At 68.5% G+C, this 13,360-nt stretch carries 10 protein-coding genes; 6 read left to right on the forward strand and 4 right to left on the reverse strand.

Annotated features, from left to right (window positions below; genetic code table 11):
* Positions 1–61 precede the first annotated feature (61 nt).
* Entirely contained in the window at positions 62–3,601 is a 3,540-nt protein-coding gene (gene dnaE / locus RNB18_RS11370) for a DNA polymerase III subunit alpha (RefSeq protein ID WP_311713989.1), read from the reverse strand.
* Positions 3,602–3,804: 203 nt separating this feature from the next.
* Here dnaE and RNB18_RS11375 point away from each other — a divergent pair, with 203 nt between their 5' ends.
* From RNB18_RS11375 to RNB18_RS11395, 5 genes are all read left to right on the forward strand, one after another.
* The gene (locus RNB18_RS11375) at positions 3,805–5,130 is read left to right on the forward strand and encodes a DUF2252 domain-containing protein (RefSeq protein ID WP_057618492.1); all 1,326 of its coding nucleotides are present in this window, start codon (positions 3,805–3,807) and stop codon (positions 5,128–5,130) included.
* Positions 5,131–5,221: 91 nt separating this feature from the next.
* Positions 5,222–5,914 (forward strand): hypothetical protein, encoded by a 693-nt coding sequence (locus RNB18_RS11380; protein WP_311713990.1) that lies wholly within the window; start codon positions 5,222–5,224, stop codon positions 5,912–5,914.
* A gap of 88 nt (positions 5,915–6,002) precedes the next feature.
* Positions 6,003–6,824, forward strand: coding sequence for a thioredoxin domain-containing protein (locus RNB18_RS11385; RefSeq protein WP_311713991.1), 822 nt, complete (start codon positions 6,003–6,005; stop codon positions 6,822–6,824).
* 182 nt (positions 6,825–7,006) lie between these two features.
* Positions 7,007–7,360, forward strand: a complete 354-nt coding sequence (locus RNB18_RS11390; RefSeq protein WP_311713992.1) for a hypothetical protein — start codon at positions 7,007–7,009, stop codon at positions 7,358–7,360.
* Between the two features lie 147 nt (positions 7,361–7,507).
* Positions 7,508–9,169 carry an alkaline phosphatase D family protein gene (locus tag RNB18_RS11395; RefSeq protein ID WP_311713993.1) on the forward strand — a complete coding sequence of 554 codons (1,662 nt, stop codon included), beginning with the start codon at positions 7,508–7,510 and terminating at the stop codon, positions 9,167–9,169.
* On the opposite strand, the gene RNB18_RS11400 is transcribed toward RNB18_RS11395, so the two are convergent.
* Positions 9,166–9,735, reverse strand: coding sequence for a dienelactone hydrolase family protein (locus RNB18_RS11400; protein ID WP_311713994.1), 570 nt, complete (start codon positions 9,733–9,735; stop codon positions 9,166–9,168). The genes RNB18_RS11395 and RNB18_RS11400 overlap by 4 nt on opposite strands.
* 77 nt (positions 9,736–9,812) lie before the next feature.
* On the opposite strand from RNB18_RS11400, the gene RNB18_RS11405 reads away from it, so the two are divergent.
* The gene (locus RNB18_RS11405; protein ID WP_311713995.1) at positions 9,813–10,931 is read left to right on the forward strand and encodes a mechanosensitive ion channel family protein; all 1,119 of its coding nucleotides are present in this window, start codon (positions 9,813–9,815) and stop codon (positions 10,929–10,931) included.
* A 59-nt stretch (positions 10,932–10,990) separates the two neighbouring features.
* Here the strand turns inward: RNB18_RS11405 and RNB18_RS11410 are convergent, their stop codons facing one another.
* Together RNB18_RS11410 and RNB18_RS11415 are read right to left on the reverse strand one after the other, a co-directional pair.
* On the reverse strand, positions 10,991–11,731 hold the full coding sequence (locus RNB18_RS11410) for an SDR family NAD(P)-dependent oxidoreductase (protein WP_311713996.1): 741 nt from the start codon (positions 11,729–11,731) through the stop codon (positions 10,991–10,993).
* A 52-nt stretch (positions 11,732–11,783) separates the two neighbouring features.
* Positions 11,784–13,358: a Na+/H+ antiporter gene (locus RNB18_RS11415; protein ID WP_311713997.1), complete on the reverse strand. Its 1,575-nt coding sequence runs from the start codon at positions 13,356–13,358 to the stop codon at positions 11,784–11,786.
* Positions 13,359–13,360: the final 2 nt, after the last annotated feature.

The following is a 13,360-nucleotide window of genomic DNA, read 5'->3' on the forward strand; positions in this document are numbered from 1 at the left end:
TACACAGAAGGGCGCACCCCGTCAGGAGTGCGCCCCTCTGCCTGGTCCGAGCCCTGGTGGGTCAACCCGCCAGGCAGGACGGTCCGAGCAGCACCTTCAGGTCCCCGAAGAGCGCCGGGTCCGGCTTCACGCGATGCCGGTCCAGCCGCAGGACCGTGGTCCTGCTGGGGCCCTGGAGCCGGATGCGGACCTCGCTCTCCCCCTTGTGGTGACTGAGGATCTCGCCGAGCCTGCTGACCATCGGCGGGGTCACCTTCAGCGCCGGGATGGTGAGGATCACGGGCGCGTTGGTGCCCGCGTTGGACAGGTCGGGAACCTGGAGCTCCATCGCGACCAGCCGGGGCACGTCCTCACGCTTGTCGAGGCGGCCCTTGACGAACACCACGGCGTCCTCGACGAGTTGCGTCGACACCAGCTGGTAGGTCGCCGGGAAGAACATGCACTCGATGGAACCGGCGAGGTCCTCGACGGTGGCGATCGCCCAGGCGTTGCCCTGCTTGGTCATCTTGCGCTGGAGGCCCGAGATGATGCCGCCGATGGTGACGACCGCGCCGTCGGAGTGCTCACCGCCGGTGAGCTGGGCGATGCCCGCGTCGGCCTTGTCGGACAGGACGTGCTCCAGGCCGAAGAGCGGGTGGTCGGAGACGTACAGACCGAGCATCTCCCGCTCCTGGGCGAGCAGATAGGTCTTGTCCCACTCCTCGGTGGTGAACTCCACGTCCAGGCCGAAGCCGGGCTCGCTGGTGTCCTCCTCCCCCATCCCGCCGAAGAGGTCGAACTGGCCCTCCGCCTCCTTGCGCTTGACCGCGACCACGTTGTCGATCATCGAGTCGAAGTGCGCGGTGAGGCCCTTGCGGGTGTGCCCCATCGTGTCGAACGCGCCCGCCTTGATCAGCGACTCCGTGGTGCGCTTGTTGCAGGCGACCGCCTCGACCTTGTCGAGGTAGTCGGGGAAGGAGGCGTACTTCCCCTTGGCCTTGCGGCTGCGGATGATCGACTCGACCACGTTGGTACCGACGTTGCGCACGGCCTCGAGCCCGAAGAGGATGACGTCGTCGCCCTGGGCGGCGAAGTTGTGCTCCGACTCGTTGACGTTCGGCGGGAGCACCTTGATGCGCATACGACGGCACTCGTTGAGGTAGACCGCCGACTTGTCCTTGTCGTCCTTCACCGAGGTGAGCAGCGCGGCCATGTACTCGGCCGGGTAGTTGGCCTTGAGGTACGCGGTCCAGTAGGAGACCAGTCCGTACGCGGCGGAGTGCGCCTTGTTGAACGCGTAGCCGGCGAAGGGGACCAGGACGTCCCACAGGGCCTGGATCGCCTCGTCGCTGTAGCCGTTCTTCTTGGCGCCGGCCTGGAAGATGGTGAAGTTCTTCGCCAGTTCGTCGGGCTTCTTCTTGCCCATGACGCGGCGCAGGATGTCGGCCTCGCCGAGCGAGTAGCCGGCGATGATCTGGGCGGCCTTCTGCACCTGCTCCTGGTAGACGATCAGGCCGTAGGTGACCGCAAGGACCTCCTGGAGCGGCTCCTCCAGCTCCTTGTGGATCGGCGTGATCTCCTGCCGGCCGTTCTTGCGCTCGGCGTAGTTGATGTGGGAGTTCATGCCCATCGGGCCCGGCCGGTAGAGGGCCGAGACGGCGGAGATGTCCTCGAAGTTGTCGGGCTGCATCTGGCGGAGCAGCGAGCGCATCGGGCCGCCGTCGAACTGGAAGACACCGAGAGTGTCGCCTCGGCAGAGCAGTTCGAAGGTCTTGGGGTCGTCCAGCGGCAGGGCGAGCATCTCCAGGTCGATGCCCTTGTTGGCCTTCACCATCTTGATGGCGTCGTCCATGATCGTGAGGTTGCGCAGGCCCAGGAAGTCCATCTTCAGCAGGCCGAGCGACTCGCACTGCGGGTAGTCCCACTGCGTGATGGTCACGCCGTCGGTGTGGCGCACCCAGATCGGGGCGTGGTCGACGATGGGCTCGCTGGACATGATCACGCCGGCCGCGTGCACACCCATCTGCCGGACCAGGCCCTCGACACCCTTGGCGGTGTCGATGACCTTCTTCACGTCCGGTTCGTTCTCGTACATCGACCTGATCTCGCCGGCCTCGCTGTAGCGCGGGTGGGAGGGGTCGGTGATGCCGTTCAGGTCGATGCCCTTGCCGAGGACGTCGGCGGGCATCGCCTTGGTCAGCCGGTCACCCATCGCGTACGGGTAGCCCAGCACACGCGCGGAGTCCTTGATGGCGTTCTTCGCCTTGATCTTGCCGTACGTGCCGATCATGGCGACCTTGTCGGCGCCGTACTTCTCGGTCACGTACCTGATCACCTCGACGCGCCTGCGCTCGTCGAAGTCGATGTCGACATCGGGCATGGAGACGCGCTCGGGGTTGAGGAACCGCTCGAAGATCAGACCGTGCGGGATCGGGTCGAGGTCGGTGATGCCCATGGCGTAGGCGACGATCGAGCCGGCCGCGGAGCCTCGGCCGGGGCCGACCGCGATGCCGTTGTTCTTGGCCCACATGATGAAGTCGGCGACCACGAGGAAGTAACCCGGGAACCCCATCTGGATGATGACGTCCATCTCGTACTCGGCCTGCCTCTGGCGGTCCTCGGGGATGCCGCCCGGGAAGCGGCGCTCCATGCCGCGGCGGACCTCCTCCTTGAACCAGGTGACCTCGGTGTAGCCCTCGGGGATGTCGAACTTCGGCATGAGGTTCTTGGCCTCGAACATGCCCTCGGTGTCGACCTGTTCGGCCACCAGGAGGGTGTTGCGGCAGCCTTCCTGCCAGGCGTCCGAGGAGTCGACGGCGTACATCTCGTCCGTGGACTTCAGGTAGTAGCCGGTGCCGTCGAACTTGAAGCGGTCCGGGTCGGAGAGGTTCTTGCCGGTCTGGATGCACAGCAGCGCGTCGTGGGCGGTCGCCTCGTGCGCGTACGTGTAGTGCGAGTCGTTGGTGACCAGCGGGGGGATGCCGAGCTTCTTGCCGATCTCCAGGAGGCCGTCGCGGACCCGGTGCTCGATCTCGATGCCGTGGTCCATCAGTTCCAGGAAGTAGCGGTCCTTGCCGAAGATGTCCTGGTACTCGGCGGCGGACTTCAGCGCCTCGTCGAACTGGCCCAGGCGCAGCCGGGTCTGGAGCTCGCCGGAGGGGCAGCCGGTGGACGCGATGAGCCCCTCGGACCACTGGGAGATGGTCTCCTTGTCCATGCGGGGCCACTTCTGAAGCCAGCCCTCGGCGTACGCGTCCGAGGAGAGCTTGAAGAGGTTGTGCAGGCCGGTCCTGTTCGCCGCCCAGATCGTCTTGTGGGTGTAACCACCCGAACCCGAGACGTCGTCCCGCTTCTGATGGGGCTGGCCCCACTGGATCTTCCGCTTGTTGCGCCGGGACTCGGGTGCGACATATGCCTCGATCCCGATGATCGGGGTGACCCCGGCCTTCTTCGCGGAGTGGAAGAAGTCGTACGCCCCGTGCAGGTTGCCGTGGTCGGACATGGCGATATGGGTCATGCCCATCTCGTTGCACGCGTCGAACATGTCCTTGAGCCGCGCGGCACCGTCCAGCAGGGAGTACTGGGTGTGGACGTGCAGGTGCGTGAACGGCGGCTTTGACACGGCGTGGCCTCCATGGAAAACACTCGACGACAGGCGGACGGACAGTTCGGGGGACAGCGTCGAAGTCTATGCCTCGGCACTGACACTCCGGGGGTCGCCCCGCGTACCTTCACAACGAGGGTCGCGGGCACTTTCAGCCGGGCCCGCCCGTTGGACTGACGACAGAAACGCTGTCGTACACATGCACCAGGAGGCACCCCGCGATGTCGGTTCCGCAGCTCAACGACGAGCACCGCGGCGAGGAGATCCTCGCTGTCTTCGACACCGCCTTCGGCGAGCTCCTGGCCGCCGACCCGGCAGCGTTCCGCGTGAAGTTCCGGAAGATGGCGGCCTCCGCGTTCGCGTTCTACCGGGGTACGGCGTGCCTCTTCTACCACGACCTGGACGCGGAGAAGAGGGGCGGCCCGTACCTCGACGAGCGCACCTCGCGCGTGTGGATCCACGGCGACCTGCACGCGGAGAACTTCGGCACCTACCTGGACGCCAACGGCCGGCTGATCTTCAACGTCAACGACTTCGACGAGGCGTACGTCGGCCCCTTCACCTGGGACCTCAAGCGCTTCGCCGCCTCCGTCGCGCTGATCGGGTACGCCAAGGCCCTCGGCGACGAGCAGATCACCGAGCTGGTGGAGGTGTACGCGGGCGCGTACCGCGAGCGGATCCACGCCCTGGCCACCGGCGCCAAGAGCGACGAGGTCCCGCCCTTCACCCTGGACACCGCCCAGGGACCCCTCCTGGACGCGCTGCGCGACGCCCGCTCCCTGACCCGCTTCGGCCTCCTGGAGTCGATGACGGAGATCCGCGACTTCGAGCGCCGCTTCGCGCCGGGCGGCGGCTCCATCGAGCTGGACGCGGCCACCCGTTACAAGGTGCTCGCCGCCTTCGACGGCTATCTGGAGACCCTCCCGGAGGCCTCCCTGTCCCGCCCCGACTCCTACCGCGTCAAGGACGTCGTCGGCCGCCGCGGCATCGGTATCGGATCGGCCGGTCTGCCGTCGTACAACATCCTGCTCGAGGGGCACACCGACGCCCTGGAGAACGACGTCGTGATCTACATCAAGCAGGCCCAGACCCCGGCCGTCTCCCGCCACATCACCGATCCGGCGATCCGCGACTACTTCCAGCACGAGGGCCACCGCACGGTGATCTCCCAGCGCGCCCTCCAGCAGCACGCCGACCCGTGGCTCGGCTGGACCGAGCTGGGCGGTGCGGGCCAGCTGGTCGCCGAGATCTCGCCGTACGCCGTGGACCTGGACTGGGGCGACATCGACGACCCGGAGGAGATCGCGGCGGTCGTCGCCGACCTCGGCCGGGCCACGGCCACCATGCACGCGGCGGCGGACGACACCTCCGGCGAGTCCCTGGTGCCCTTCTCCACCGAGCGGGCCATCGACGCGGCAATCGCGGCTGACGAGGATGGCTTCGCGGGCCTCCTGGTCGACTTCGCGCACAGCTACGGCGCACGCGCGCGTGCCGACCACCAGACCTTCGTCGACCTGTTCCGCAACGGCCGGATTCCGGGTCTGTGACAGGTCTCATGACGCTTCCCATAACGATAGGGCCGCGCACAGGAATCCTTTAGGGGTCCCTTACAGCCCCGCGTGACACACTCTCCACGCTATGGACATATCCGGGACCCAGCTACGAGCGCTCCGCGCGGCGCTGTTCACGGCACTCGTCGTGACGCTCAGCACCGCGTCGCACGTACTGCTGTCCCGAGCTCCCCTGCCGCTCAACACGGTGGCGGTGGTCGCCGTCGCCGTGTTCGCGCTCGCCTACACGCTGGCCGGCCGGGAGCGCGGCTTCGGGCGGATCGCCGCCGTGCTGATCCCGCTGGAGCTGGCCGCCGACACCGTCTTCACCACCGGCCAGCACGTCTGCTACGGCGCCGCGGGCGGCCCGGTGGCGGGCCCGCTGCGCTCGGTCGGCTGGGACGTGTTCTGCGGCGACGGCACCAGCGTGGGCTCGCCACTGGCCCGGATGACCGGCACCGACCCCAACCGGCTCGGCGGCCTGCTCGCGCACGCCGACCCGCAGACCGCCTGGCTGCTGCTGGGCGCGCACCTCTGCGTCGGCCTTCTCGCGGCCGCCTGGCTGCGCCGCGGCGAGCGGGCCCTGGCCCAGCTGCTGCGGGCCGTGGCCGCCACGACCTTCCGGCCGCTCCTCCTCGTGGCCGCCGCGCTGACCGTGCGGCCGGAGCCGGAGCCGGCCCGCCCGGTGCGCCCCGGCCGTCGTACGGCCGTCGTTCTCGACAAGCTCCTCGTGCACTCCCTGGGACGGCGTGGACCGCCGTGCTCGGTCGCTGTCGCCTGAACCGGACCAGCACCTGAGCGCCACCAGTCCCGATCTACGTATCCCCCGCACACGACGTGTGCGCGCCCCCTTGATGGAGAACACCACCATGAGCAAGCGGAACAGCCAGGCCTCGAAGACCGCCGCCCGTGAGCGGCTGCGGCAGGAGCGCGAGCGCCAGGCCAAGCGCGACAAGGTCAAGCGGCAGGTCATCGTCGCCTGCTCGGCCCTCGCCGTGCTGGCGGCGGCGGGCGGCATAGGCTACGCGGTCGTCCAGGGCAACAAGCCCGAGTACTGGGAGAACGTCAAGAGCGAGAAGCTCGTGAAGCCGGCCAACACCAGCGGCGAGAACGGCACGACCGTCACCATCGGCAAGGCCGGCGCCAAGAAGACCCTCGCGATGTACGAGGACCCGCGCTGCCCCATCTGCGCCCAGTTCGAGCAGACCGTCGGCCCGACCGTCGACAAGGACGTCGAGGACGGCAAGTACAAGATCCAGTACGTGGGCGCCACCTTCCTCGACGGCAAGCTCGGCGGCGAGGGCTCGAGGAATGCGCTGAGCGCTCTCGGAGCGGCGCTCAACGTCAGCCCCGAGGCGTTCCTCGAGTACAAGACCGCGATGTACTCGGCGAAGTACCACCCCGACGAAACGGAAGACAAGTTCAAGAGCGACGCCTACCTGATCGAGGTGGCGAACACGGTCTCCGCTCTGAAGAACAACACGAAGTTCCAGACCGCCGTGAAGAACGGCACCTACGACAAGTGGGCGCTCGTCATGAGCGACAAGTTCGACACGGACAGCAAGAAGTACGGCATCCAGGGAACTCCGTCCCTGGTGATGGACGGCAAGCTTGTCAACGGCAGCAACGGCAGTGCCCCCATGACCGTGGCTGAATACAACACCGCGATCGCCGCAGCCCTCAAGGGCTGATTTACCAGAATGCCCCGGACCGCGAAAGCGATCCGGGGCATTTCGCATGTCAGCCACGGTGAACGATGGCCAGACCGAAACGATCAAGCCATCTGCAGTCTGAATATTTTCCATTTACATCCAAAGATCGAACGAGGTAACGTCTACGCCGACCAACGCATTGCGGATTACGGGAGGAAAAAATGAGCTTCAAGAAATCCCTCGTCGCGTTAGCCGCCACCACGGCAACGCTGGGTGGAATTATCATAGGTGGGGCGACGTCGGCAAGTGCGGCGACCTACGATTGCGGAAGCAGCGGCCCCAACAATTCCAATGGCGAGCTCAAGGTTGTGGTGGGGCATTTGCGGAACGGCCCGTTCGCATCCTGCCCGCAGACCCAGTCGGTGGCGGGCGGCACGGCGTTCCACGCATGGTGCGGGGTCTACAACACGTCCGGAAACTTCTGGGTGTACGGGCGCGTGGGAAGCGGCCAGACCAAGGGCTGGATCTTCTCCGAGAACCTCTCCCTGTCGTCCGGGTCGGTAAACATCTGCTGAAAGCCGCGAACGCGGCGGCTGGAGACCGGCCGCGATGTTCCTCGCTCCTGACATCGGGGACCCGCGCCTGACGCACAGCCGAAGAGCGGGCGAACTTCTTTCCGGTTCGCCCGCTCCTCGGCGTACTGGTCAGTAATCTGATTGCCCGTGACCAGTCGATACAGATCGTCCGAGACCCTCAACTCCCTTACTCCGCGCCGCCGTACGGTCGTCAAGGCCGCGGCGGCCACCGCTGTCCTCGCCGCCCCGCTCGCCGCCGCGCTGCCGGCCCGAGCCGCCGACGAGGCCCCCGCCTTCCTGCACGGCGTCGCCTCCGGCGACCCGCTCCCGGACGGCATCCTGCTGTGGACCCGGGTGACCCCGACCTCCGAGGCCGTACCCGGCTCCGGGCTCGGCCCGGACACCGAGGTCGGCTGGGTCGTCGCCAGGGACAAGGCCTTCACGACCGTCGTCGCCAAGGGGTCCGTCACCGCGACCGCCGCCTCCGACCACACCGTCAAGGCGGACGTCCGCGGTCTCACCCCCGCGACCGACTACTGGTTCCGCTTCTCGGCGGGCGGCACCAAGTCCCCGGCGGCGCGCACCCGCACCGCGCCGGCGTCGGACGCGGCCGTCGCGAACCTCCGCTTCGGCGTGGTCTCCTGCGCCAACTGGGAGGCGGGCTACTTCTCCTCGTACCGCCACCTCGCAGCCCGCGGCGACCTGGACGCCTGGCTGCATCTGGGCGACTACATCTACGAGTACGGCACCGGCGAGTACGGCACCCGCGACACCGTCGTACGACAGCACGCGCCGGCCCACGAGATCCTCACTCTCGCCGACTACCGGATCCGGCACGGCAAGTACAAGACGGACCCGGACCTCCAGACCCTGCACGCGGTCGCCCCGGTCGTCGCGATCTGGGACGACCACGAGTTCGCCAACGACGCCTGGTCGGGCGGTGCCGAGAACCACACCGAGGGCGCGGAGGGCGCCTGGTCGGCCCGTCAGGCCGCCGCCAAGCAGGCCTACTTCGAGTGGATGCCGGTGCGCCCGGCGATCGCGGGCACCACCTACCGGCGGCTGCGGTTCGGCAAGCTCGCCGACCTCTCGCTGCTCGATCTGCGGTCCTTCCGCTCACAGCAGGTCGCCGTGGGCAACGGCTCGGTGGACGACCCAAGCCGCACGATCACCGGCCGCGCGCAGCTGGACTGGCTCAAGGCGGGGCTGAAGTCCTCCGACACGACCTGGCGGTTGGTCGGCAACTCCGTGATGATCTCGCCGTTCGCGATCGGCTCGCTCTCCGCCGATCTGCTGAGGCCGCTCGCCGAGCTGCTGGGGCTGCCGAAGGAGGGCCTCGCCCTCAACACGGACCAGTGGGACGGCTACACGGACGACCGCCGCGAGTTGCTGGCCCACCTGCGCTCCAACGCCATCCGCAACACCGTCTTCCTGACCGGCGACATCCACATGGCGTGGGCCAACGACGTGCCGGTGGACGCCGGCACCTACCCGCTGTCGGCCTCCGCCGCCACCGAGTTCGTCGTCACCTCGGTGACCTCCGACAACCTCGACGACCTCCTGAAGGTCCCCGAGGGCACGGTCACCGCGCTCGCCGCGCCGGTCATCCAGGTCGCCAACCGTCACGTCCACTGGGTCGACACCGACCGCCACGGCTACGGCGTCCTGGACATCACCGCCGACCGGGCGCAGATGGACTACTACGTGCTGTCCGACAAGACCAAGGCGAACGCGACCTCGTCCTGGGCGCGTTCGTACCGCACGCGGACCGGCACACAGAAGGTCGAGCGGACCTACACCCCCGTCTAGAGCGTCTCCAGGAAGCCGAGGGCCACCCGCCAGGTGGCCTCGGCGGCCTCCTCGTCGTAGTCCGGGAGGCCGGGGTCGGTGTAGAGATGACCGGCCCCGGCGTATCGGTAGATCTCGACATCGGCGCCGGTGCGGCCCATCTGGAGATACCAGGCGCTCAGCCAGTCGTCGGTCTCGAAGGGGTCCGGCTCGGCCACGTGCAGCTGGACCGGCAGCTCGTCCGCGGTCGCGTTCGGCGCGATGTCCGACGTGCCGTGCAGGAGGAGCAGGCCGCGGGCCTTCTCGTCGCCGAGGGCGAGGGTCTGCGCGATCGAGGCGCCGAGCGAGAAGCCGGAGTAGACCAGACCGCGCTCGGAGTAGGGTGCGGCGGCCAGGACGGCCCGCTTGAGCAGCTCGTCCTTGCCGATCTCAGAGTTGAAGGCCATGCCCTCCTCGACCGTCTCGAACGTGCGCCCCTCGAAGAGGTCCGGGGTCCACACCTCGTGCCCGGCCTCCCGCAGCCGGTCGGCGGCCTGACGGACGGCGGGCCTGAGGCCGTAGGTCGAGTGAAAGAGCATGATGTTCATGAGGACATGGTGCCGTACCCACTTCGCGGCAGAAGTCACATGTTCATGCCCCGCCCGGGCCGGTTAGGTTCGGGGGCATGGAGAACGTACTCCGGCCACTGATCGTGGTCGGTGGCTCGTTGCTGCTCACCTTGGTGATCGGCTGGGCCACCGACCTTCTGCTGCGCAAGGCCGACGCACGCCACAGCGAGACCCCGATGTGGGGTCTGCTGCGCCGTGGTCGCATCCCCTACATGCTTGTGCTGTGCGCGGCGATGCTGAGAGGGGCGTACGACGAGGCGAGGGTGCTGGAGCGGCACAGCGCCGGCATCGGGCAGACACTGACGCTGGTCCTGATCGGGGCGACCGCCTGGCTGGTGATCCGGATCGCCGCGGCCATAGTGGAGACGACGTACACCCGTTACGCGCGCGCCCACCACGACGCCGCCCGGGTCCGCAGGGTGCGCACCCAGGTCACGCTGATCATGCGGGTGGTCGCCGCGACCGTCGGCGTGGTGGCCGTGGCCGCGATGCTGCTGACGTTCCCCGCGATGCGCGCGGCCGGTGCCTCGCTGCTGGCCTCCGCCGGAATCCTCGGCATCGTCGCCGGTGTCGCCGCCCAGTCGACGCTCAGCAACATGTTCGCCGGGCTGCAGATCGCCTTCGGTGACATGGTGCGCATCGGCGACACCGTGGTGGTGGACGGCGAGTGGGGCACCGTCGAGGAGATCACGCTGACCTTCCTGACGGTGCGGACCTGGGACGAGCGCCGGATCACCATGCCGGTGTCGTACTTCACCTCGAAGCCGTTCGAGAACTGGTCCCGCGGCACCCCGCAGATGACCGGCATCGTCTTCTGGCACGTCGATCACACGGCCCCGGTGGAGCTGATGCGCGAGCGGCTGCGGGACATCCTGCGCGGGTGCCCGGCCTGGGACGGCCGCGCCTACGGCCTCGACGTCACCGACACCACCCCGAACACCATGCAGGTACGGGCCCTGGTGACCGCCAAGGACGCCGACGACATCTGGACGGTACGGGTCACGGTCCGCGAGCAGATGCTCCGCTGGCTGACCGAACACCATCCGTACGCCCTGCCCCGGGTCAACACGGCGGACGCGGTCGTACTGCCCCGCAGCGGCTCCTCCTCCAACGGAAACGGCAACGGCACGGCCCCCCGCCGAGCCCACGAGACCCCACGGACGGGGCGGGGCTGACGGTCCGTCGTGGCGCCGGCGCCTGCACCGACCCACGACGGACCCGCACCCGTCCACGGTCAATGCCCTCGCTCAGCCCCACCGTTGACCTGCACGACCTGCGACGTCACATGCCCCGCCCCCGCCGAAGCCAGCCAGTGCAGCGTGGCGGCGACATCCCCCGGCGTCCCCGCCCGCCCCGTCGACGTGTCACCGACGAGCCGTTCCCGCCGAGCGGGATCGATCGCCCCACCGAAGAACTCCGTGTCCTCGATGTACCCCGGCGCGACCACGTTCGCGGTGATCCCCCGCGGCCCCAACTCCCGCGCGAGATCATGGGCGTACGGATGCAGCCCCGCCTTCGCCGCCCCGTACGCCCCGCTCCCGGACCCCCGGTACGCGGCGATGGAACTCACGAACAGCACCCGCCCGCCCGGCGAGGCGAGCCGCTCCTTCAACCCCTCGGTGAGCAGCGCCGCGGTCAGCAGATTGAGCCGGAAGTTCACGGTCCAGTTGTGCGCGACGGCGTCGAGCGGATCGGAGCTGTCGACGGGCGGCTCGAGCTGACCGGTACCCCCGGCGCTGTGGATCAGCACATCCACGGTCCCGAGTTCACGCTCCACGAACCCGACGACCCCGCGCACCTCGTCGACGTCACCGAGATCGGCGGCGTACGTCAGCGCGCCGGGCACCCCGGCCTTCTCGAGCACCTCGGCACGCCGGCCGAGCAGCAGCACCCGATCCCCTTCCGCGGCGAACACCTGCGCCGCCGCGAGTCCGATTCCCGTACCGCCACCGCTGATTATCACGTTGCGAGCCATAACTGCAGCCTACAAACGCCCGGGCGGCGAACTCATCCCGGTTTCCACACCTTCACCGCAGACTGCGAACGTCCAGATGCCGCAACACCCGGTCCACGATCTCGGGATCGGCCCCCGGCTCGCTCCGCGCCGCCAGCACCTCGTGCCGCGCCGCGCTCAGCATCTCGCCGTGGATGCGCCGCGCCCGCTTGAGCCGGCGCCGGGCCTCACGCCGCTCCTCGTCCCCCATCTCGGGAGAGATCCGCACACCGATCTCGAACGCCCGCCGCAGCATCTGCTCCGACAGCTCCTCGGGCAGTTCCTCCACGTTCTCGATCTCCCGCAGCCGCTTCTTGGCCGCCTTCGCCGCCCGGACCGCGAGGGTCTTCTCGAACTCCATCTCCCGCTCGCTGTCCGCCCGCACCCCCAGCCGCTTCACCAGCCACGGCAGGGTCAGCCCCTGCAGCACGAGGGTCGCCATGATCACCCCGAACGCGATGAACACGATCTCGTCCCGGTCGGGGAAGCCCGCTCCCGAGTCGGTCTCCAGCGGGATGGCCAGCGCCAGCGCCACGGACGCCACGCCCCGCATCCCGGACCACCACATGATGACGGTCTCCCGCCATCCCATCGGGATCTCCTCGTCTATGTCCCGCTTGGCGTGCAGGCGTTTGGTGAGCCAGGTCGCCGGCAACAGCCACAGCAGCCGTACGAGCACGACCACGGCCACGATCGCGGCGGCCCAGCCGAGCATCTCGCCCCAGCGTCCGGACGCCGTCCGGATCGCGTTGTGCAGTTCGAGTCCGATGAGCCCGAAGGCCACGCCGGTCACGAGCGTGTCGACGATGTCCCAGAAGGTGTGCCCGGCGAGCCGGGTCATCACGTCGTCGGCGTCGGTGGCGTACTCGGCGATGAACAGGGCGGTGGTCAGCACCGCGAGCACACCGGAGCCGTGGAGCTCCTCGGCGAGCACGTAGGAGGCGTACGGCACGAGTACCGTCAGCCCGATCTGGAGAGTGGCGTCACCCAGCAGATCCATCAGCTTGTTGGCCCCCCAGCCCAGCGCGAGCCCCACGACGACGGCGACCACCGCGGAGAGCACCAACTCGAAGACGGCCTTCCCTGCCGTGAACGAGCCACTGACGGCTGCGGCGACGGCCACGTGGTAGAGCACGATCGCCGTCACGTCGTTGAAGAGCCCCTCGCCCTCCAGGATGGACACCAGCCTCCGGGGCAGCCCGAGTTGGCCGGCCACGGCGGTCGCGGCGACCGGGTCGGGCGGCGCGACCAGCGCGCCGAGCGCGACGGCGGCGGCGATCGGCAGTCCCGGCACGATCGCCTGGGCGACGACGGCGACGCACAGGGTGGTGACGAACACGAGCGCGACGGCGAGCAGGAAGATCGGTCGTTTGTTGGCCGCGAACTGCCGCCACGACGTCCGCCGCACCGCCGCATAGAGCAACGGCGGCAACAGAATGGGCAGGATCAGCTCGGGTGGAATATCGACATTCGGTACGAAGTCCAGTACCGCGAGCACGATCCCGAGGAGCGTCATCAGCACCGGCGCCGGCAACCCGAACCGGTCTCCCACCGGGACACTGATCAGAGCCCCCAGCAACAACACGAACAACAGGGCCAACTGATCCACGG

Source organism: Streptomyces doebereineriae (assembly GCF_031845645.1).
GTDB lineage: Bacteria > Actinomycetota > Actinomycetes > Streptomycetales > Streptomycetaceae > Streptomyces > Streptomyces canus.